The following is an 18,623-nucleotide window of genomic DNA, read 5'->3' as shown; positions in this document are numbered from 1 at the left end:
TGACTCGCCTTAGCGCTTCTTGCCCGCAGCGCGTGGCATGGGCGGCAAGGGGTTGCCGACGTGCGTCGCGAGCCAATGTTCGATTTTGTCGTCGCGGCGGGCGGCCCAATCCTTGCCCAGTTCAAGCACCAGCATATTGCGGGTGTCACCCAGGTCCTGGCCCGCATCCTTCTGGAACATGGCGCGCCAGATTTCCGAGGCGACCATGTCAGTGGTCAGCAGCACGCCGATGCCTTTGGCGTCGATCCAAAGAGGAGCTGCGCGGTCATCGACATACTTCTTCAGGTTTTCAAGCTGCTTTTGCGCAAGCGAGGCATTGTCTTTCGAAGCCGCGATCAACACCAGATACTGTCGGTGGCCAACTGCGGGTTCTTCGGCATCGCCAAAGGGATTTTCCATGATGCATTCCTTGCTGAATTGAGCGCGCCTGGGCCGCGAAGGCGGGCCAGCAATACAGGGTACTCGACTGGCGGCAGTTGCGATGCGGGTTGTGGCGCGCCGTCCGACGTTTCCGCGTTGCGCTGTTATGGGAAAAGTCATGCCATTCTGTGCCTGTCGCGATCTGGCGGTCGGCGCGCATACTCAGGACCTGCCATCAACAACGAGAAGCCCGCATGCGCTACCGCTACGTCACCGCCGATGTCTTTACCGGTCAAACCTATTGTGGCAACCCTTTGGCGGTTGTGCTGGACGCGCAAGGGCTTGATGACGCGCAGATGCAGCGCATTGCCCGGGAATTCAACTATTCGGAAACCAGCTTCGTACTGCCGCCGAAAGACCCCCGCAATACGGCCTGGGTGCGCATTTTCACGCCTGATCGCGAGGTGCCGTTCGCCGGTCATCCCAACGTGGGCACCGCCGTGGTTCTGGCGCGTGAAATGGTGGCGGCGGGACGCCCGACGCCGGACGCCTTTGTGTTCGAAGAAGCGGCGGGCCTGGTGCGCATCGCGTTGCGGTCCGGAGCCTCGGGCGTCGAACGCGCGGAGCTGCTGGCCCCACAACCCTTGTCGCGCGCCAGCGAAGTCTCGGCCGCGCAATTGGCGCGCGCGCTGAAACTGGAGCCGGCCGATGTCGACACGTCGGAACATGCGCCGCAAGTGGTGTCGGTGGGGTTGATCTTCCTGGTTGCGCAATTGGCCAACCGTGACGCCTTGCGCCGCGCGTCGCCGGATTCGCACGGCTACGCCGCCTTGCTGCCGCTGGATGGCGCGAAGTCCATCTATGTCTACACCACCGATACCGGCAGCGACACGATTGACGCGCCGACCGACATCCAGGCGCGGATGTTTACGGGGCGGATGACGGAAGATCCGGCGACAGGTAGCGCGACGGCGGCGGTTACGGCTTTGCGCGCGGCGCTGCGCGGCAAGGGGAAACTGGCGTTGCGCGTGGGGCAGGGCGTGGATATGGGCAGGCCCAGCTTGTTGCTGGCGCATGCGGAGCCGCGCGAGGATGGGGTATGGGCCGGTGTGGCCGGGCATGCCGTGGTGGTCATGGAAGGCTCGCTGCCAGCGCCGCTGGTCACTTGAATTCGGTTGATCGCGGCGCGAGCCCTCGTGTAAGCTTGCCCGCATGAATACACCGAATTTCTCTGCCGCATGCCGGGCAGACAACCGACGAGCCACTCGACGTTCACGTTGAGTGGCAAGTCACGTACAGGCGCCGAGTGTTCGGCGCTGTCCCTTGAAGGCCACGATACCCCTCGTGGCCTTTTTGTTTTTGCGGCAAGAGCCTTGCCGCAGTGTTGCTTCCGAGGCGTGTCGCCGGGCCTTCGTTTCCCTGACTGAAGGAACGAAGCATGACTCATGAAACCCTGACCATCCGGCCCTACCAGGCCGCCGACGAAGCCGCCCTGATCCAGCTGTGGCGCGATTGCGGTCTTACACGTCCCTGGAATGATCCGGTCAAGGACATTGCCCGCAAGCTGACGGTGCAACCCGAGCTGTTCCTGGTGGGGCAGATCAAGGATGAGATCGTCGGAACGCTGATGGGCGGCTACGACGGGCACCGCGGCTGGATCAACTACCTGGCCGTCGCGCCCGCGCACCAGCGGCGGGGCTACGCCACCTTGCTGATGCGCGCCGTCGAAAGCCAGCTCTTGATCAAAGGATGTCCGAAGATCAACCTGCTGATTCGATCCGGCAATCTGGCCGTGCAGGGTTTCTACAAGAGCCTGGGCTTTCAGCTGGATGAAGTGGTCAGCCTGGGCAAGCGTCTGATTCCCGACATGTAAGCCGGTCTGGCAGACGCAGCCTGGCTGCGTGCGGCTTAGATCGCCACGGTGAGGTAGACGGCTTCGCGGCCCACGATCGGCATGCGGGTAGGCATGAAGATCGTGCAGTGGTCGCACGGTGACCGGATTTCTTCGGCGCCGTCCGTGGCGATCAGTTCGCCCTTGTCGAAGGTTTCAAAACCGATGACGGGGCGGCTGAAGCGGAAATCCGCGGACTTGACCATGTGCACTTCCAGCAAGCGAAAGCGCTGCGGCACCGGCGGCGGCGGGGCGTTCAACGGAGCGTCGATCAGGCCGGTGTGGGCCAGAAAACGCATCGTCACGTCCGTTGCCAGCTCTGCGGCGGATCGGGCGAAATGCTGGCCGCATTCCACGACAAGCGAACCTTGGCTGTTGGACGAGGGATCGCCGTGGTGGCCATAACCCATGACTCCCGTGCCGGGAAACTTGTGTTGCGGCATCACCAGATGCACTGCGGGCGCGCCAACGGCAGCGGCCAATGCGGTGTTGCGGTCCATCTCGTTGTAGACCCAGAAGGGCTGTACCGGCGCGCGGGTTGAGTGGATGTCCAGCACGAAGTCGGCGGCATCCAGCACCGGACGCAGTTCGCGCGCGCGGCGCAGTTCGGGGCTGTCTTCGGCGCCATCAAGCATGGCCGCCGACCAGATGCGGTTCAGGTTATGAACCAACTGGCGGTTTTCGTAGGGATTGTCGATGTCGAAGGCTTCATAGGCTTCGACGTGGGCGAAGCTGACCGTCAGCGTGCCGATCTTGGGCCGCACGCCGTTGTCCAGCAAATGCGTGGCGGCGACCATGCCACAGATCTCATTGCCATGCGTGATGGCGTTGATCAGAACGTGAGGGCCGGGCACGCCGGATTCAAACCGGTGAACGTACGGGATGCCGGTATTGCCTTCGCGGTAAGCCGAAAGGTCGCGCGGCAAAACTTCCAGGGGGGCGGTGTCGGGTTCGAAAGCAGATGTTTGCATGGATCGATAGGCCTCTTGTCGAACGTTGGAATATACCCCCGGGCCGCAAGGCGGCAAATGCCCGTCGCCTTTGCACGATTAAAAAAATGGACGCGATGGGAGTCAAAAGTTGAAGTTTCAGGTGCATTCGAGCATTTACAAGATGCCTCAGCACTAGACGATCTAGTGCGGCGTGACCCGCTAAAAACACTTCTTTTCAGCACGATATTTTTTTGGCATATTGCGCGCGAATGATTGATTTCAGGAGCACAAGAATGGGGGCGGGACCGCAACGCCATATCGATGGTTTTCAAGTGGGTTGTGAGATCGTGAATCTGGATGCCGGCGTGATGGCCATCGAGATTGTCGTGAGCCGGACCGGAAGCAACGGTGCGCAGCCGCAGCGCTGGTCCTTGCCGCGTTTCGTGACCTTTGCCGACGCCGATGTCGCGCGTCGTCATGCCGAGTTGGTGCTGTCCGGCATCGTGTCGGTGGATGCGTCCACGGGCGAACCCAGATACGGCATTTTGTAGTGATGCAGGCTCGCCAGGCATGACAGGCGCGCCGGGCAGGCTCTACTAAATGTTGCAGCGCCAAAGCGGGCGATTCGGCCCGCGCAGGCGCATGAGCGCTGGGTCCGACCCGTCTGGCCGCGCAAGGCACCAGGTAGGTTTTGTTTCGTTTATCACAATCGTGTGCCTTGCTCCGGCGATTTTGATCGGTACAGTGGTACCCGCTGACAACAATAAAGGAGAGTTCCATGCTTGACACTTTTCCTGTTCTGCGTCGTGTAGGTATTGCCGCGACGATTGGTGTGGCCGGTGTGCTGTTTGCTGGCTGTACTACGACCACCCCGAAATCGTCGGCTACCTCAACCGAGAAGCGCGATTCGATGAATAGCGCGGCCAACGCAACGCTGACCAAGTTGTACGAAGCGTCGCCGCAATCCAAGGAATTGGTGGCGCGCGCCAAGGGTGTGTTGGTGTTCCCTGACGTATTGAGCGGCAGCTTCATCGTGGGCGCCGAGCATGGCAAGGGCGTGCTGCGGGTAGGCGGCGCCAATGCCGGGTACTACAGCACGACGGCTGGCTCGATCGGGTTCCAGGCCGGCGCGCAATCCAAGGCCATGGTGTTGTTGTTCATGACGGATGACGCCCTGAACAAATTCCGCAACAGCAGCGGCTGGACCGTCGGCGCGGACGCCACGGTTGCCGTGGTGAACATTGGTGCCAACGGCCGCATCGATACCAACACGGCGCAACAGCCGATCGTGGGTTTCGTGATGAACAACGGTGGCTTGATGGCCGGTGTTTCGTTGGCTGGCACCAAGATCTCCAAGCTTGATTGGTAAGCCTCTGGCGATAAGATCTTTATCCATGAAAAACGCCGCGGATTTCGGTCCGCGGCGTTTTTGTTTTGGGGCAAGGGATCAGCCCAGCAAGGCGTCGCCGTTATTGCGCAGGGCGCTTTCACGCTGGATTTCGGCTTCTTCGATGTCGGGATCCAGGCCGCGCCACCGCAGGATGCGTCCACGCTCGGCTTCGGGTTCCCAACCCAGCATGCCGTAGCGCGTGATTTCGGTTTCGCCTGTGTCGAATTCCACTTCAAAGTAACCCTGACGATCGGGTAGCGTGCCGCCGGGTGACCATTCTGTTTCGGGCATGGTTGCTCCTTGCTAAGCGATGGGAGGGAAGCCGGCGCGAATGCCGCGCCGACGCAATCATTGTGCGGGCGGCCGGGTGATCCCGCAAGTTTCGGAACGCGTCGCGTCGTATCTGTCAGGCAAGCGGAACGGCGGTGGTGTACAGCACCTGTTTGAGCGCGAAGCTCGAACGTATGCTGGCTACGCCCGGGATGCGCGTGATGTGCTCCACGATCAGTCGTTCAAGCGCGTCCACATCGGGCACCAATGCGCGGATCAGGTAATCGGCATCGCCCGACATCAAATAGCACTCCATGATCTCGGGCAGCACTGCGATCTCGCGTTCGAAGACGTCCAGCGCGGCCTTGCGCTGCTTGTCCAGCGAGATCTGGATGAAGACGTTGACCTTCAAGCCCAGTTTGCGCGCATTGAGCAGCGTGACACGGCGATCGATCAGACCGTCGGTTTCCAGGCGTCGTACGCGGGCCAGGCAGGGCGAAGCAGACAGATTCACGCGCGCGGCCAGTTCGACATTGGTCAGGCGCGCGTCGCGTTGCAGTTCGTTCAGGATTCGGATGTCGGTCGCATCCAGGTTGATTTCCGGCATAAGTCACCTAGGTATCGTTGCTTTGCAGTTCGTTCGTGCTGGGGATGCAGTGTATCGGAGCAAATTGAGGTGAAATATGCTGGGGTTTACCCTATAGACTATTTCTTTCTTCGGCAAACTGGCCGAAGCACGGAATATTCAAGCGGTAGACCCTGTAGTGATGAGTCAGCAAAGTACGTTGCGCAAGTTCCTGCCCCTGATGGGCGCGGTGATGGTGTGGGGGGGGAACTGGCCCGTCATGAAAATGGGGTTGGCGCACATGAGCCCGTTGTGGCTGGCCGCCTGCCGGTTTGGATCGGCGGCCCTGGTCAGCGTGCTGGTGCTGGCGGCCGTGGGTCGGCTGCGCTTTCCAACGCGGCAGGAATGGCCGCTGGTGGCCGGCGTCGCGCTCTTGCAGATGGGGGCCTTCACCGCGCTGGCCTTGTGGGCGTTGCAGTACGTGGCGCCCGGCCGCGCGTCCGTCGTTGCCTACGCTACGTCGATATGGGTGATTCCGTTATCGGCGCTGATCCTGAAAGAGCGGCTGAATGCGGGGCAGTGGCTGGCGACGGCGCTGAGTTACGCGGGTATCGGGGTGATCGTGGCGCCGGCGTTCAGCCCATGGCAGGCGCATACCGTGGTGGGCCTCATCATGCTGCTTGGCGCGTCGTTCGCGTGGGCGTGCAATATCATCCAGTTGCGAGGCCATCGCCATGTGCGCCTGGGCGCCGACATGATTCCCTGGCAAACGGCGCTGGCCACCGTGCCGCTCGCCGCGCTGGCCTGGTTGCGCGACGGCGCGCCTGGCTTTCTGGCCGTGCCCGACGCATGGCCGATCATCCTGTACACGGGGCCGTTGGCGACGGCGCTGACGTTCATCGTGGTGCTGGGCATGACGCAGAAGATGCCGCCCGTTGCCACCTCGATCGCCATGTTGTGCGTGCCGGTGATCGGGCTGATCGTGTCATCCGTGGTGTTCCATGAACGCATCTCGGCAGATCTGGCGTTGGGCCTGGCGCTTATCGGCCTGAGCGTCGTGGCCTCGGCGGTCGCTGCGCGGATGAAGCGTCCGCTTGCGCTGCGGCCCTTGTAGAACGCACTAGAATGTCGTGCGCCGGCTGGGGCCGGGCACTATTCGTGGATGCGCGGCAGAAATGGATTCGCTATATGTGCTGGTCGTCCTGGGTGCGGTGGCTGCGGGATTCGTACAGGGGCTGTCGGGATTTGGCTTCGGAATGGTGGCCATGTCGTTCTGGGCCTGGACCATAGACCCCAGACTGGCCGCTGCGATGACCGTGTTCGGCGCGCTCACCGGCCAGTTGCTGGCTGCCTTCACCGTGCGCCGGGGGTTCTCATGGGCGCAACTGCTGCCCTTCGTGTTGGGCGGGCTGGTGGGCATACCCATAGGCGTTCGGCTCCTGCCCCATCTGGACCCGCTGATCTTCAAGGCGTTCATTGGCGCCTTGCTTGCAATCTGGTGCCCCATCATGCTTTTTGCGACGCGCTTGCCGCGTATAAGCGCCGGGGGCAAGGTGGCGGACGGAGTCGTTGGCGCGATGGGTGGCGTCATGGGCGGCATCGGCGGCTTCACCGGCGTCATTCCGACGCTCTGGTGCACCTTGCGGGGCTTCGAGCGCGATGTGCAACGTTCGGTGATCCAGAACTTCAACCTGTCGATGTTGGCGGTCACGATGGCCGGATACGTGATGACGGGCGTGGTGACGCGGGACATGCTGCCGCTGTTTGCCCTCATCGTGCCGGCCATGCTGGTGCCCACGTTGTTGGGCGCGCGAGTCTATGTGGGCATCAGCGATATGACGTTTCGGCGCATCGTGCTGGGCCTGCTGACCCTGTCCGGCATTGCACTGCTGGTTGCGTCGGTACCCAAGCTTCTGGCGTAGCGAGGCGGGCTTGACGAGCATGCTATCGTTAGTCGATTGAAGAGAGAATTACGCATGGCATTGCATCGTTTCCAAAAAGGCGAACTGGGTCATTGGCTGCGCATCGTGGCCGATAACTCCGAACCCGGCGCCGCACAAGCCGAAGTGCCTGTCGAAATTTCGCAGGCGCTTCAGACGTTGCGCTGCATCCAGCCCGGTGAAGATGGCCGTTGGCTGATCACCGAAAAGGGCAAGCTTGCCCTGCGCATGGAAGAACCCAGCGCGATCCACGTGCGCTGATCATCGCCACGCGCGGGCGTTTGTCCGCGCGCTTGCTTGCATCACATTCCTGCCTACCTCCCGCGTTGCTCTTGCTGCCTCTTGAAGCAAGATGCACCGAAATGCCGCATATTTTGCGAATGTTTTCGCCATATGTCGCATCGCAGGGGGTATTTATAGGGCAGTACGGGAATCTCCTGAGACGGAATGTGTGATTTCGCATCTTCCGGACGTATCGCGCTTGTTTCGTCGCCGTTAAGATGAACTTGCGTGACGCTTTCAGGTCTATTCACTTACGCGAGATTTCGGTCTCGCAACGTCACGCGTGGTTCACGCGTTTAGGTAACCGACTGGGAGGTAGCACATGCAGCATCGTGACCAGGAAGTACTGATCGACGTTTCCACAGCGGCCATGGATACCGGCGGATATGGCGTCTTGCTGACGGTAACGGCCGAGGGCGGCACCGAAGTGGATGCCGCGTTTTCCCACTTGGGCAACTGCGCTTCGTTGGACGAAGCACGAGACCGCGCGGAGATATTCGCGCAGAACTGGGTCGAGGAAAACATCTTCCGATAGGGCGTTTTTGCCCTGGACGGAGCTGATCGGTTGAACCGGTCTGTGTGTGCATGAGGCTGCGGAAAACACTCCAGGAATTGCGACGATTTTTTCGGTTATCGTTGCTGCTCAAAAACCTGGGGCCCGTTTCGGGTACGCGTCGTTCCAAGATGATTGCCGCACAGACCAATCCTTCTCTCGCGGAGCATGTCCGCGCCATGCGCGCACATTTCGACTCCGTCATCCTGCCGCTTTGTATGGGGCCGGGCTTCAATGGCGCATTGGGCCTGCCCTACGAATCACTGGATGCCACAACGGGCAAGCCGTTGCCGCCCACGAGGTATCGGGCGATGGCATGTGCGCGGCAACTCTATGTGTTTGCGCAAGCGAATGGCGATGCGGCGGCCACGCACGCGGACAGGCTGTTCGAATCGATGTGCCGCGTGTTTCGAGACGAGCGCGGCGGCTGGGTTTACAGCGTTGACGTCGATGCACGTCCTTTGGACGAATCCCAGGATCTCTACACTCACGCATTCATCGTGCTGGCCTGCGCCGCTTACTTTCAGCGCAGCCGCAATGCGCAGGCGCGCAAGCTGATGTTGGCGACGGCTTCGGCAATCGAGTCGCGCTTCAAGACGCATGACGGGCTCTATCACGCGGCGCTCAGTCCCGATTGGCAGACGCCGCTGCGCCCGCCCGCGCAAAATCCGATGATGCATTTGACGGAAGCGTATCTGGCGGCGGCGCAGGTGGCCGAGCCCGCGCTCTTCGCCCAGCATCTGCGCAGCCTTGCACAAGGCGTGTCCCAGTTTTTCGTGCACGGGCCCACGCAATGTATTTCGGAGGCTCTGCAAGGTACTCCCGGGAACAGGCTGGAGCCTGGCCACCAGTTCGAATGGCTGTCGCTGGTGCATGGGGCCGCGCAGGTGTTCGAAGGGCTGGAACTTGTGGAAACCTTGCCCCGCGCGGTGCGCTGGTCTCGCAAGCACGGCGTCGACGTGCAAGGCCCTGGCGTGCTGGCGTCGCTGGACGAGTCGGGAGCAATCGTTGATGAGACGCGGCGCATCTGGGCGCAGACCGAATATCTGCGCGCGCTAGCCGTGTTGGGCGAATTGCCCGCGTTGGAGTCCGGGCTGGCCAGTTTCCGCGCCCATTTCCTGCACGAGGCGGGCTGGTACGAGTGTCTGGACGGGCAGGGCGCCGTGGTCCGTGCAGACATGCCGTCGACCTCTCCGTACCATCTGGCGACGTGTCTGGCTGCTTTGCCGAACGTTGTTTAATCGCTTCGTTAACAATTATTGTCGTTCAATTGTTATAAAACGATAGAAAAATATTGGTGAAATCCCTTACAATTTGCTAACACTGTTTGTGGGGAAGCATCAATGAGCGTTATGTGCTTGGCTTGCCAACGCATTAACCCGGGCCTTGCTGGCGTCGCGCCGCATTCGCACCTGGGACATCAAGGGTTCACCAATCCCACGCAAAAAGGGCGCGAAGAGAGTCGCGAAGATCACTTCCGTTGCCTGAGTTGCGGGGCGAAATGGTTGCGTGAAACCGATAAGTGGGGCGTGGATCTTGGATTCAAGCTGGCGCCTTGAGCGTCACGCCGCCGTACTTGAACCGGGCCTCTGTATAGAGGCCCGTTTTATTTCGTTTCATATGTTCGATTACCGATGAAACAGAACATATCAGCGCTTGTCGCTGACAGTCAGATAGCGCCACCCGCCGCCCTGACGTCCGGATCGGCTTGCGCCGTTTCCAGCAACCATTGCCGGAAGCATTCCAGGGCGTAATGGTCGCGGCGCTGCGCGGGGGCGCATAAGTAATACCCCCTCGTCAGGCGTATGGGCAGATCTGGAAAGGGCGCGGCGACACGGCCGGATTGAAGTTCGTCGCGGACCAGGCAACGCTGAAGCACGGCGACGCCCATATCCGCCATGACCGCGCGTATCAGGATCGACACCTGGTCGAAACCCTTGGACAGCATCACGGCGTGGCGCGGTACGCCTGCCGCGTTGAACCACTGCGCCCAATTGTCCCGACCGTTGGTGTGATAGAGCAGCGGCTCGCCCAGCAAGCCCTGCGGCGTACTCCACAGCCCCTGTTCCTGGCGCGCCGCCAGCCTGTCGGGGTGACAGATGACGACCACTTCGCGCCCGATCACGTAGTCAGCCTGCCAGCCTGGCCACTGCTCGGGCGTGCCCGACAGGATGCTGGCGTCCGGGGTGGCGCCGGAAAAGTCTTCACTGCGCCGATAGGCCGCGAAATTGAGCTGGATATCGGGATGCCGCCGATGAAAGTCGGGCAAGTGCGGTACCAGCCAGGCGCTGGCCAAGGTCGGCACGGTGGACAGGGTCAAGCGCAAGCGCCGGTCATCGGCACGCAGTTCAGCACTGAGCGCTTCGATAGCCGATAGCGGCGAATGCGCGCCGTCGTACAGTTTCTGGCCCAGCTCGGTCAGGGTCAACCCATGCGCATTGCGATGCATCAGCGGCTGGCCAAAATGCTGCTCAAGACGCGAAATGGCGCGGCTGATGGCGCCCTGGGTGACGCACAGCGTCTGCGCCGCCTGCGTGAAACTGCCCAGGCGGGCCGCCGCGACGAAGGCGTGCAGCTCGGACATGGACGGCGAATGGAGCCGCATCTAGCATGACCTTTGGTAATGAAGGAGTGCAATATAGTCGTTTGAAAGGAAACCGTAAAGTTCGGACACTGGCGGCCTGTCTGAAACCCCTTACGTTCCTATTCGGAGTCGATCCATGTCTCGCCGCCTGCTTGGCCGGTCCGCGCGCTTTGCGCTTGCCGGCATGTTCGCCACGCTGTCGTTTGCCGGCATTGTCCAAGCCGCCGACTATCCCTCGCGTCCTATCAAACTGGTGGTGCCGTTCGCCGCAGGCGGTTCGACCGATATCGTTGCCCGCCTGGTGGCCGAATATGCCGGGCGCGACCTCAAGCAGACCATCGTGGTCGAGAACAAGGCTGGCGCGGGCGGCTCGATGGGCATGGAGCAGGTGGCGCGGTCCACCCCCGACGGCTACACGATCGGCATGGCCACGATGAGCACGCATGGTTCGAACCCGGCGGTCTATCGCAAGATGAACTACGACCCGATCAAAGATTTCGCGCCGGTGGCGAACGTGCTGGCGGTGCCCAGCATCCTGGCCATCAACCCCAACCTGCCTGCGCAGAACATGGCGGAATTCGTGGCGTTGGCAAAGAAGGCGCCCGCCGATCGTTATAGCTTCGCTTCGCCGGGCGTCGGGTCGCTAGGCCATGTGAACATCGAGAACTTCATGATGCTGTCCGGCATCAAGCTGCTGCATGTTCCGTACCGGGGCGCGGGCCCCGCGCTGAACGACGTGATGGGCGGCCAGGTGGATGCGATTACCGACAACCTGTCGTCGACGCTGCCGCAGGTGAAGGGCGGCAAGCTGCGCGCGCTGGCCGTGCTGGGCGCGCAGCGTTCGCCGCTGCTGCCCGACGTGCCGACGTACATCGAACTGGGTTATCCCGACATGGGCACGGGCGGATGGTTCGGCTTAGTCGCGCCGGCCGGCACCCCGAAGGACGTGATCGATCGCCTGAACCAGGCCGTGCGGGCGGCGATGCAGGACCCCGAGTTCCGCAAGAAGGCCGAGGACGTGGGTGGTACGCTGATGCCCACTAGCCCCCAAGAGTTCCAGGTCCAGATCGAACAGGCCCTGGCCCGCTACGCCAAGGTGGCCAAGGCCGCCAACATTCAGGCTGACTGACGATGACACTCGCCGATTTCAACGTGGTTTCCGTGCATGAACCTCAAGGGCCGGCGCTGCCGCTGGTCTGTGATTCGCCGCATAGCGGTGAACACTATCCCGATGATTTCGGGGCGGTTGCAACGCTTGCGCAACTGCGCCAGGGTGAAGATACGCACGTGGACGCGTTGTGGTCGGCGGCGCCCGCGCTGGGGGCGACCTTGATCGCCGCCCACTTTCCGCGCGTGTACATCGATCCGAACCGTACATTGCAGGACCTGGACCCCGAGCTGTTGGCCGAACCGTGGCCCGAGACGCTTTCCCCTGGCGAGAAGACGCGCCTGGGCAAGGGGCTGATCTGGCGCCGCATGGACAAGGCCACGCCGATCTACGATCGCAAACTGAGCCTGGCCGAAGTGCGGCATCGCATTCAGGCTTATTACGAGCCCTACCATGCGGCCTTGTCGCGGGCGATCAAGCAGGCCGAGCAGCGCTTTGGCGCGGTCTGGCATCTGAACCTGCATTCGATGCCCAACGATGCCTATGAGCGCCTTGGCCGGCAAAGCGAACATCCGCTGGCCGACTTCGTGCTGGGCGATCGCGACGGCACCACCTGCGAACCGGAGTTCATTGCGCTGATCGAAAAATCCCTGCGCGACCTGGGCTATACCGTGGCGCGCAACGACCCCTACAAGGGCGTGCAGCTGATTGCCCAGATCGGTCAGCCGGCGCTGAACCGCCATAGCCTGCAAGTGGAGATCCGCCGCCCGTTGTATATGGACGAGGTCACCCGCGAGCGCAACGCCGGCTTCGATTTGCTGCGCGGGCATTTGAGTTCGGTGCTGGAGCAGGTGGCCGACTATGTGCGCGTGCGCATGGAGGCGGTTGCGTCGACAAAATAAAGTCGATTGTCGGGCCACGCCCATCCCCAAAGCCGGTGTTGATGCTGATCAACGCCGGCTTTTTGCATGAGGCTTAAGTTTTGGTTCGCCGCGCCGTTCTCGCTAGAGACAAGCTGCGCCGCCTGTGGCCGCGGCGCGAGGGAACCGCAATGCTAGAGAAGAAGATCAACGGATTTTCGGTGGTGGCGTACGCGACGCAACCCGAAGGCCGCACGCCCGCCCGGGCATTCCTGGAGACGCGGCGTCTTGCGCCCAAGCTCAAGGAAGGCGATGTGCCTGCGCCGCCAGCAGGGGACGAGGAGGGGGCCGAGCCCGCCGCCGCGCCGCCCGACGGCCAGCCATTCGAGATTTTTGTCAGCCGCCGCTTTCGCAGCGCAATCGAAGCGATGTCGGCCGCCCGCAATGCGCTGGACCGCGTGACCAGCGTGGACGAAGACGGCGTGCCGGATCCGCTGCCGGAGTAGGGCGCGGACAGGAGGCGGCCGGACCCAGCCAGCCGACGCAACGACGCGTCAGGTGAGCGTGCTGCGCATCAGGATTTCGGTCAACGCCCGAGTGGGTTTGTTGGGCGCTGGCGCCGCGATGACGATGAACTCCACCTGCGGCAAGGCCGGCAACTGAGTCGCGCCACCGGGCGCGGCCAGTCCGGCCGTGGACAGATGCGAGGGCTGCACCGTGATGCCCAGGCCGGCGCGCGCCGCCGCCTGGCATCCCGCATAACTGGTGCTGGTGCAGACAATCTGCCAACTGCGGCCCGCGCGGGCCAGCGCGTCCAGCGTCAGCGTGCGCGTCACGCTGGGCTCGCGCAGCAGGATCAAGGGCAGCGGCTCATCGGGCGCGAAGCGCAGGCCCTCCTTGGCGCGCCACAGCAGCGCTTCCTTGTGCAGCGTCTGGCCCCGGCGATCTCCCCGACGGCGCTTGCCGATCATGACGTCCAGGCCATTGTCGTCCAGCAGTTTGTAGAGCTCGCTGGTGACGCCGATGGTCAGGTCCAGTTCGACCTCGGGATGGGCCAGGCGGAACGCCGCCAGCACATCGGGCAGCGGCCCCATAGCCAGATCATCCGACGTGCCCAGTCGCACGCGGCCACGCAGGCGGGGCGCATCGAACAGGCGTTCGGCGCGTTCGTGCGCGTCCAGGATGATTTCGGCGTGCACCAGCAGGCTGCGGCCATCGCTGGTCAAGGTCAGTGAATGCGTGTCGCGCAGGAACAGGCGGCGGTTCACGGACTGCTCCAGTTGCCGGATGTGTTCGCTGACGGTGGGTTGCGTCAGGCCCAGCCGGCGCGCGGCTTCGGTGAAGCTGGGCGCGCTGGCGGCGGCGGTGAAGGTCTTGAGCCACAAGGGATTGAGCATGTCCGGCCGATACGGTTATAGAAATTTCCGATGACAGTCAAAGTAATCAATGGCCTTCACGATGGCAAGCGGCGCGCCTATAGTTTTCCGTAATTTCCAGGAAACCTAGCCATGCGCCGCTTTCTACCCGACCAATTCACCCTCATCCTGATCGCCACCGTCGCGTTCGCCAGCTTCTTTCCCGCCGTGGGCAAGGGGGCTTCGTTCATGATGGTGGCCAGCAACGTGGCCATTTCGCTGCTGTTCTTCCTGCACGGCGCGCGCCTGTCCACGGACGCGATCGTCGCGGGTGTGAAGGATGTGCGCCTCCACGCGCTGATCCTGGCCTGCACGTTCATCCTGTTTCCCGCCTTGGGACTGGGACTGCGCGCGATGTTCCCCGGGCTGCTGACGCCGTCGCTGTGGCTGGGCGTGTTGTTCGTGTGCACGCTGTCGTCCACCGTACAGTCTTCGATCGCCTTCACGTCGATGGCGCGCGGCAATGTGCCGGGCGCCATTTGCGCGGCGACCGCCTCGAACCTGCTGGGCACGGTCCTGACGCCGCTGTTGGTTGCCGTGCTGCTGCATCGCCAGGGCGGCGGGCATGGGCTGGCCGATGCCGGCCGTATCCTGTTGCAGCTGTTGCTGCCATTCGCGGTGGGCAGCCTGCTGCGGCCGTGGATCGGCGCGTGGGCGCAGCGCAACAGCCGCACCTTGTCCAAGGTGGATCGCAGTTCGATCCTGCTGGCGGTCTATACGGCTTTCAGCGAGGCCGTGGCGCAGGGCATCTGGCATGCGTTTCCCGCCATCGACCTGGCCTCGATGGTGCTGGTGAACGCCTTGTTGCTGGGAACGGTGCTGGTCATCACGACCTGGGGCAGCCGCAAGCTGGGCCTGTCCAAAGAGAATGAAATCACCTTGGTGTTCTGCGGGTCGAAGAAGTCGCTTGCGTCCGGCATCCCGCTGGCGACCGTGTTGTTCGGCACCTCGCAGATGGGCGTGGTGGTGCTGCCCTTGATGATCTTTCATCAGATGCAGCTGATGGTGTGCGCCGTGCTGGCGCGGCGCTATGCGGATCGGCAGGAGCCGACGCAGGTCGCCGTGGCACAGGCCTAGTTTTCAGGCCAGGCTTTCAGGCATCTTCGCGCGGCACGATCTTGCCGGTTGGTTGCCAGTAGACGACGCCGTCGCGCTCGGTCACGGTCAGCGCGGTCAGCCGGCCATTCTTGCAGGGCCCGCCCACGCAAAGCCCGGTGTCCGGCTGGTAGGTCGCGCCGTGGCGCGCGCACATGAGGAGGTCGCCCGCGCGGGTGAAGAAGCTGCCTTCCCAGTCCAGCTCGACGCCCACGTGGGCGCAGCGGTTCAGGTAAGCATGCACGCGGTCCTGATAGCGCACGAAAAAGGCGGTGGTCTGGCCCGCGCCGTCCAGCACGGGCACTTTGACGCCCAGGCCGCCGTTGGCCAGGTCGGATGCCGCACAGACGCGGACTTCGGGGACGAGGGTGGGATCCTGCATGGCGGGCCTTGGAAGATAAGGGGGCGATGTTCGGTCAGGGGGCCAGGCTTGTCAATCGGCGGGCGCGGAGTCGGTGGCGTCCTGCGTGTGCGCGCTGTTCTGCTGGCGGGCCCACATGCTGGCATACACACCCTGTCGGGCCAGCAGTTGCGGATGCCGGCCGCGTTCAATGATGCGGCCTTCGGACAGCACGATGATCTCGTCGGCGTCGGCCACGGTGGACAGGCGGTGGGCGATGATCAATGTGCTGCGGCCCTGGCTGACTTCGCGCAGGTTTGCCTGGATCTCGCGTTCAGTGTGCGTGTCCAGCGCGCTGGTGGCCTCGTCGAACAAAAAGATGGCGGGATTCTTCAGGATGGTGCGGGCGATGGCCACGCGCTGTTTTTCTCCGCCTGACAATTTCAGGCCGCGTTCGCCCACCATGGTCTGGTAGCCGTCGGGCATGATCATGATCAGCTCGTGGATGTGCGCCAGCCGCGCGGCCGCTTCGATCTCGGCATCGGTGGCGCCGGGGCGGCCATAGCCGATGTTGTAGTGGATGGTGTCGTTGAACAGCACCGTGTCTTGCGGCACCACGCCGATGGCGGCGCGCAGGCTGGCCTGGGTGACGTTGCGCACGTCCTGGCCGTCTACCAGGATCGCGCCGCTGTCGGCGTCGTAGAAGCGGAACAGCAGCCGCGCGATGGTGGATTTGCCGGCGCCCGACGTACCCACGACCGCGACGGTCTTGCCCGCCTCGATGGTGAAGCTGACCCCCTTCAATATGGGGCGGCGCGCATCATAGCCAAAATACACGTCACGGAATTCGACCTGGCCGCCCGCCACGCGCAGCGGCTGGGCGTCGGGGCGGTCGGCCACTTCGCGGTCCTGGCCCAGCAGTTCGAACATGCGTTCCATGTCGATCATGGCCTGCTTGATTTCGCGGTAGATGAAGCCGAAGAAGCTCAATGGCTGATACAGCTGGAGCAGATAGGTGTTGACCAGCACGAAGTCTCCCAGCGTGTAGCGGCCCTCGGCGATGCCGGTGGCGGCCATCCACATCACCAGCGTCAGGCCCACCGAGATGATGGCGGCCTGTCCCACGTTCAGGATGGACAGGCTGACCTGGCTGCGCACGGCGGCGCGCTCGTAGCGGGTCAGCGATGCATCGTAGCGTCGCGCCTCGTGTTCTTCGTTGCCGAAGTACTTGACCGTCTCGTAGTTCAACAGGCTTTCGATGGCCTTGGTGTTGGCTTCGGAATCGGTTTCGTTCATCTGCCGTCGGAACTTGGTGCGCCATTCCGTCACGGCCAGCGTGTAGCCCATGTAAAGGATGACGGTCGCGCCGGTGGCCGCCGCCAGCCAGATGTCGAACATCTTCCACAGCACGATACAGACCAGCCCGATCTCGAAAAACGTGGGCAGGATGTTGAACAGCAGGAAGGACAGCAGCGTCTGGATGCCCTTGGTGCCGCGTTCGATGGCGCGGGTCAGGCCACCCGTCTGGCGCGACAGGTGAAAGCGCAGCGCCAAGGCATGCAGATGGCGGAAGATCTGTAGCCCCACCGAGCGGATCGCGTGCTGGCCGACGCGGGCGAAGATGGCGTCGCGCAGTTCCGAAAACAGCAGCGACATGACGCGCGCGGTGCCATAAGCCAGGATCAGGCCCAGCGGCACGGTCACCGCGCCGGGCGCGCCTTTGCCCAGTTCGTCGATGGCGTGCTTGTAGATCATCGGCACGTAAACCGTGGCCGCCTTGGCTGCGAACAGGCACAGCAACGCCGCGACGACGCGTACTTTCAGCCCCGTCTTGCCCGGAGGCCACAGGTAGGGAAAGAGGGTGCGCAAGGTCGAAAAGCCGCCGCGATTCTTGGGCGGCGCGTCAGGGGAATTCATGGCGGGGCAGGGGGCTGAAAGCCTGGGGCTGGGGCGGTGAGAAGGGCATTATCGGGCACCAGCGCTATTATTTGGGTGATAACCCCTGGTATTTCCGGACCATTGCCAGGGGATGTCGGTCCGGTATCGCAATGCGGGTGCAGCTCGGCAAGCCCGCTTTTTTATCTCTTCAATCCGGGGTTGGCCGGGCTGTGCCCCTGGATTGCGCGACCTGGCGCGTATTCGCCGCGCGAGCGTTGCGTCGCATGCTTTGGAGGGTCTTATGGCGAAGGTACCCGCAGTGAAATTGAACGACGGCAACATCATCCCGCAACTGGGGCTGGGCGTTTGGCAGGTGCCCGATGACCAGGCCGCCGCGAGCGTCAAGGAAGCCTTGGCGGCCGGTTACCGGTCGGTGGACACCGCGGCCATCTACGGCAATGAAGCAGGCGTGGGCACGGGCCTGCGTGCGTCGGGCGTGGCGCGCAAGGACCTGTTCATCACCACCAAGCTGTGGAACGACAAGCACGGCTACGACGATGCCCACAAAGCCATGGACGAAAGCCTGGAAATGCTGGGCCTGGCGTATGTGGACCTGTATCTGATCCACTGGCCGGTGGCGGGCAGCACCAAGTTCCTGGACGCCTGGCGCGCGATGATCGAAATGAAGGAAGACGGCCGGGCGCGTTCGATCGGTGTGTCCAATTTCACGCAAGCCAATTTGCAGCAGTTGATCGAGGCGTCCAAGGTGGCGCCTGCGGTGAACCAGATCGAGCTGCATCCCGGTTTCGCCCAGCGCGAGCTGCGCGCGTTCCATGAGAAGCACGGCATTGCGACCGAGTCATGGAGCCCGCTGGCCCAGGGTGGCGTCACCAAGGAAAAGGTCATCGTGGAGCTGGCCGCCAAGCATGGCAAGTCGCCCGCGCAGATCACGCTGCGCTGGCACGTGCAGAGCGGTTTGATCGTGATCCCGAAGTCGGTAACGCCCGCCCGAATCCGCGAGAACATCGACATCTTCGACTTTGAATTGTCGGGACAGGAGATGGCCGCCATCGACGGCATCCAGGACGGCGCGCGGCTGGGGCCCGATCCGGAGAAGTTCGGCAAATAGTCAGCCGGGCAAAACGCGCGGGTAATGGGGC

23 protein-coding genes are annotated in these 18,623 nt (G+C 62.9%); 15 read left to right on the top strand and 8 right to left on the bottom strand.

The window, feature by feature from the left end:
• Positions 1-9: 9 nt before the first annotated feature.
• The gene (locus API01S_RS27285) at positions 10-399 is read right to left on the bottom strand and encodes a hypothetical protein (RefSeq protein WP_050729216.1); all 390 of its coding nucleotides are present in this window, start codon (positions 397-399) and stop codon (positions 10-12) included.
• Positions 400-614: 215 nt separating this feature from the next.
• On the opposite strand from API01S_RS27285, the gene API01S_RS27280 reads away from it, so the two are divergent.
• Both API01S_RS27280 and API01S_RS27275 read left to right on the top strand, forming a co-directional pair.
• Entirely contained in the window at positions 615-1,529 is a 915-nt protein-coding gene (locus API01S_RS27280) for a PhzF family phenazine biosynthesis protein (RefSeq protein ID WP_050729215.1), read from the top strand.
• Positions 1,530-1,798: 269 nt separating this feature from the next.
• Positions 1,799-2,233 carry a GNAT family acetyltransferase gene (locus tag API01S_RS27275; RefSeq protein ID WP_050729214.1) on the top strand — a complete coding sequence of 145 codons (435 nt, stop codon included), beginning with the start codon at positions 1,799-1,801 and terminating at the stop codon, positions 2,231-2,233.
• Between the two features lie 35 nt (positions 2,234-2,268).
• Here API01S_RS27275 and API01S_RS27270 read toward each other — a convergent pair whose 3' ends face one another.
• Positions 2,269-3,222, bottom strand: a complete 954-nt coding sequence (locus API01S_RS27270; protein ID WP_050729213.1) for a M14 family metallopeptidase — start codon at positions 3,220-3,222, stop codon at positions 2,269-2,271.
• A gap of 254 nt (positions 3,223-3,476) precedes the next feature.
• Here API01S_RS27270 and API01S_RS27265 point away from each other — a divergent pair, with 254 nt between their 5' ends.
• Positions 3,477-3,734: a hypothetical protein gene (locus API01S_RS27265; protein WP_039883117.1), complete on the top strand. Its 258-nt coding sequence runs from the start codon at positions 3,477-3,479 to the stop codon at positions 3,732-3,734.
• A 227-nt stretch (positions 3,735-3,961) separates the two neighbouring features.
• On the top strand, positions 3,962-4,552 hold the full coding sequence (locus tag API01S_RS27260; RefSeq protein WP_039883118.1) for a BPSL1445 family SYLF domain-containing lipoprotein: 591 nt from the start codon (positions 3,962-3,964) through the stop codon (positions 4,550-4,552).
• Positions 4,553-4,630: 78 nt separating this feature from the next.
• Here API01S_RS27260 and API01S_RS27255 read toward each other — a convergent pair whose 3' ends face one another.
• Positions 4,631-4,864 carry a hypothetical protein gene (locus tag API01S_RS27255; RefSeq protein ID WP_006218754.1) on the bottom strand — a complete coding sequence of 78 codons (234 nt, stop codon included), beginning with the start codon at positions 4,862-4,864 and terminating at the stop codon, positions 4,631-4,633.
• Positions 4,865-4,979: 115 nt separating this feature from the next.
• Entirely contained in the window at positions 4,980-5,450 is a 471-nt protein-coding gene (locus API01S_RS27250) for an Lrp/AsnC family transcriptional regulator (RefSeq protein ID WP_006218755.1), read from the bottom strand.
• A 160-nt stretch (positions 5,451-5,610) separates the two neighbouring features.
• Between API01S_RS27250 and API01S_RS27245 the strand changes: the two genes are divergently transcribed.
• The 6 genes from API01S_RS27245 (at position 5,611) to API01S_RS29620 (ending at position 9,742) form a co-directional block, all read left to right on the top strand.
• Positions 5,611-6,522, top strand: coding sequence for a DMT family transporter (locus API01S_RS27245; RefSeq protein ID WP_050729212.1), 912 nt, complete (start codon positions 5,611-5,613; stop codon positions 6,520-6,522).
• A gap of 61 nt (positions 6,523-6,583) precedes the next feature.
• Positions 6,584-7,330, top strand: coding sequence for a sulfite exporter TauE/SafE family protein (locus tag API01S_RS27240; RefSeq protein WP_006218757.1), 747 nt, complete (start codon positions 6,584-6,586; stop codon positions 7,328-7,330).
• A gap of 54 nt (positions 7,331-7,384) precedes the next feature.
• The gene (locus API01S_RS27235; protein WP_006218758.1) at positions 7,385-7,609 is read left to right on the top strand and encodes a hypothetical protein; all 225 of its coding nucleotides are present in this window, start codon (positions 7,385-7,387) and stop codon (positions 7,607-7,609) included.
• A gap of 343 nt (positions 7,610-7,952) precedes the next feature.
• Positions 7,953-8,165, top strand: a complete 213-nt coding sequence (locus API01S_RS27230) for a hypothetical protein (protein WP_006218759.1) — start codon at positions 7,953-7,955, stop codon at positions 8,163-8,165.
• A gap of 149 nt (positions 8,166-8,314) precedes the next feature.
• Complete coding sequence (locus API01S_RS27225; protein ID WP_061306647.1) at positions 8,315-9,424, top strand: AGE family epimerase/isomerase; 1,110 nt, start codon at positions 8,315-8,317, stop codon at positions 9,422-9,424.
• Between the two features lie 102 nt (positions 9,425-9,526).
• Entirely contained in the window at positions 9,527-9,742 is a 216-nt protein-coding gene (locus API01S_RS29620) for a hypothetical protein (RefSeq protein WP_025135384.1), read from the top strand.
• A 110-nt stretch (positions 9,743-9,852) separates the two neighbouring features.
• On the opposite strand, the gene API01S_RS27220 is transcribed toward API01S_RS29620, so the two are convergent.
• Positions 9,853-10,788: a LysR substrate-binding domain-containing protein gene (locus tag API01S_RS27220; protein WP_061306619.1), complete on the bottom strand. Its 936-nt coding sequence runs from the start codon at positions 10,786-10,788 to the stop codon at positions 9,853-9,855.
• 115 nt (positions 10,789-10,903) lie between these two features.
• Here API01S_RS27220 and API01S_RS27215 point away from each other — a divergent pair, with 115 nt between their 5' ends.
• The 3 genes from API01S_RS27215 to API01S_RS27205 all read left to right on the top strand — a co-directional run bounded on the left by API01S_RS27215 (position 10,904) and on the right by API01S_RS27205 (position 13,241).
• Positions 10,904-11,896 (top strand): Bug family tripartite tricarboxylate transporter substrate binding protein, encoded by a 993-nt coding sequence (locus API01S_RS27215; RefSeq protein ID WP_050729209.1) that lies wholly within the window; start codon positions 10,904-10,906, stop codon positions 11,894-11,896.
• A 2-nt stretch (positions 11,897-11,898) separates the two neighbouring features.
• On the top strand, positions 11,899-12,777 hold the full coding sequence (locus API01S_RS27210; protein WP_050729208.1) for an N-formylglutamate amidohydrolase: 879 nt from the start codon (positions 11,899-11,901) through the stop codon (positions 12,775-12,777).
• 149 nt (positions 12,778-12,926) lie between these two features.
• Positions 12,927-13,241: a hypothetical protein gene (locus API01S_RS27205; protein ID WP_050729207.1), complete on the top strand. Its 315-nt coding sequence runs from the start codon at positions 12,927-12,929 to the stop codon at positions 13,239-13,241.
• A 48-nt stretch (positions 13,242-13,289) separates the two neighbouring features.
• Here the strand turns inward: API01S_RS27205 and API01S_RS27200 are convergent, their stop codons facing one another.
• Complete coding sequence (locus API01S_RS27200; protein WP_006218767.1) at positions 13,290-14,132, bottom strand: LysR substrate-binding domain-containing protein; 843 nt, start codon at positions 14,130-14,132, stop codon at positions 13,290-13,292.
• A gap of 111 nt (positions 14,133-14,243) precedes the next feature.
• Here API01S_RS27200 and API01S_RS27195 point away from each other — a divergent pair, with 111 nt between their 5' ends.
• Complete coding sequence (locus tag API01S_RS27195; protein ID WP_061306618.1) at positions 14,244-15,227, top strand: bile acid:sodium symporter family protein; 984 nt, start codon at positions 14,244-14,246, stop codon at positions 15,225-15,227.
• 16 nt (positions 15,228-15,243) lie between these two features.
• Here the strand turns inward: API01S_RS27195 and API01S_RS27190 are convergent, their stop codons facing one another.
• Together API01S_RS27190 and API01S_RS27185 are read right to left on the bottom strand one after the other, a co-directional pair.
• Entirely contained in the window at positions 15,244-15,627 is a 384-nt protein-coding gene (locus tag API01S_RS27190; RefSeq protein ID WP_061306617.1) for a Rieske (2Fe-2S) protein, read from the bottom strand.
• A 51-nt stretch (positions 15,628-15,678) separates the two neighbouring features.
• The gene (locus API01S_RS27185) at positions 15,679-17,502 is read right to left on the bottom strand and encodes an ABCB family ABC transporter ATP-binding protein/permease (RefSeq protein WP_061306616.1); all 1,824 of its coding nucleotides are present in this window, start codon (positions 17,500-17,502) and stop codon (positions 15,679-15,681) included.
• 262 nt (positions 17,503-17,764) lie between these two features.
• Here API01S_RS27185 and API01S_RS27180 point away from each other — a divergent pair, with 262 nt between their 5' ends.
• Positions 17,765-18,592, top strand: coding sequence for an aldo/keto reductase (locus API01S_RS27180; protein ID WP_050729203.1), 828 nt, complete (start codon positions 17,765-17,767; stop codon positions 18,590-18,592).
• Positions 18,593-18,623 lie beyond the last annotated feature (31 nt).

Origin of the sequence: Achromobacter piechaudii NBRC 102461, from assembly GCF_001571245.1 — a bacterium.
GTDB classification, from domain to species: Bacteria; Pseudomonadota; Gammaproteobacteria; order Burkholderiales; family Burkholderiaceae_B; genus Achromobacter; species Achromobacter piechaudii.
This window is presented reverse-complemented; position numbering and strand designations above follow the sequence as displayed.

Excerpts from the sequence above, each read along its gene's own strand:
- API01S_RS27285 (WP_050729216.1), bottom strand. The coding sequence starts at position 399 with ATGGAAAATCCCTTTGGCGATGCCGAAGAACCCGCAGTTGGCCACCGA.
- API01S_RS27280 (WP_050729215.1), top strand. The coding sequence starts at position 615 with ATGCGCTACCGCTACGTCACCGCCGATGTCTTTACCGGTCAAACCTAT.
- API01S_RS27275 (WP_050729214.1), top strand. The coding sequence starts at position 1,799 with ATGACTCATGAAACCCTGACCATCCGGCCCTACCAGGCCGCCGACGAA.
- API01S_RS27270 (WP_050729213.1), bottom strand. The coding sequence starts at position 3,222 with ATGCAAACATCTGCTTTCGAACCCGACACCGCCCCCCTGGAAGTTTTG.
- API01S_RS27265 (WP_039883117.1), top strand. The coding sequence starts at position 3,477 with ATGGGGGCGGGACCGCAACGCCATATCGATGGTTTTCAAGTGGGTTGT.
- API01S_RS27260 (WP_039883118.1), top strand. The coding sequence starts at position 3,962 with ATGCTTGACACTTTTCCTGTTCTGCGTCGTGTAGGTATTGCCGCGACG.
- API01S_RS27255 (WP_006218754.1), bottom strand. The coding sequence starts at position 4,864 with ATGCCCGAAACAGAATGGTCACCCGGCGGCACGCTACCCGATCGTCAG.
- API01S_RS27250 (WP_006218755.1), bottom strand. The coding sequence starts at position 5,450 with ATGCCGGAAATCAACCTGGATGCGACCGACATCCGAATCCTGAACGAA.
- API01S_RS27245 (WP_050729212.1), top strand. The coding sequence starts at position 5,611 with ATGAGTCAGCAAAGTACGTTGCGCAAGTTCCTGCCCCTGATGGGCGCG.
- API01S_RS27240 (WP_006218757.1), top strand. The coding sequence starts at position 6,584 with ATGGATTCGCTATATGTGCTGGTCGTCCTGGGTGCGGTGGCTGCGGGA.
- API01S_RS27235 (WP_006218758.1), top strand. The coding sequence starts at position 7,385 with ATGGCATTGCATCGTTTCCAAAAAGGCGAACTGGGTCATTGGCTGCGC.
- API01S_RS27230 (WP_006218759.1), top strand. The coding sequence starts at position 7,953 with ATGCAGCATCGTGACCAGGAAGTACTGATCGACGTTTCCACAGCGGCC.
- API01S_RS27225 (WP_061306647.1), top strand. The coding sequence starts at position 8,315 with ATGATTGCCGCACAGACCAATCCTTCTCTCGCGGAGCATGTCCGCGCC.
- API01S_RS29620 (WP_025135384.1), top strand. The coding sequence starts at position 9,527 with ATGAGCGTTATGTGCTTGGCTTGCCAACGCATTAACCCGGGCCTTGCT.
- API01S_RS27220 (WP_061306619.1), bottom strand. The coding sequence starts at position 10,788 with ATGCGGCTCCATTCGCCGTCCATGTCCGAGCTGCACGCCTTCGTCGCG.
- API01S_RS27215 (WP_050729209.1), top strand. The coding sequence starts at position 10,904 with ATGTCTCGCCGCCTGCTTGGCCGGTCCGCGCGCTTTGCGCTTGCCGGC.
- API01S_RS27210 (WP_050729208.1), top strand. The coding sequence starts at position 11,899 with ATGACACTCGCCGATTTCAACGTGGTTTCCGTGCATGAACCTCAAGGG.
- API01S_RS27205 (WP_050729207.1), top strand. The coding sequence starts at position 12,927 with ATGCTAGAGAAGAAGATCAACGGATTTTCGGTGGTGGCGTACGCGACG.
- API01S_RS27200 (WP_006218767.1), bottom strand. The coding sequence starts at position 14,132 with ATGCTCAATCCCTTGTGGCTCAAGACCTTCACCGCCGCCGCCAGCGCG.
- API01S_RS27195 (WP_061306618.1), top strand. The coding sequence starts at position 14,244 with ATGCGCCGCTTTCTACCCGACCAATTCACCCTCATCCTGATCGCCACC.
- API01S_RS27190 (WP_061306617.1), bottom strand. The coding sequence starts at position 15,627 with ATGCAGGATCCCACCCTCGTCCCCGAAGTCCGCGTCTGTGCGGCATCC.
- API01S_RS27185 (WP_061306616.1), bottom strand. The coding sequence starts at position 17,502 with ATGAATTCCCCTGACGCGCCGCCCAAGAATCGCGGCGGCTTTTCGACC.
- API01S_RS27180 (WP_050729203.1), top strand. The coding sequence starts at position 17,765 with ATGGCGAAGGTACCCGCAGTGAAATTGAACGACGGCAACATCATCCCG.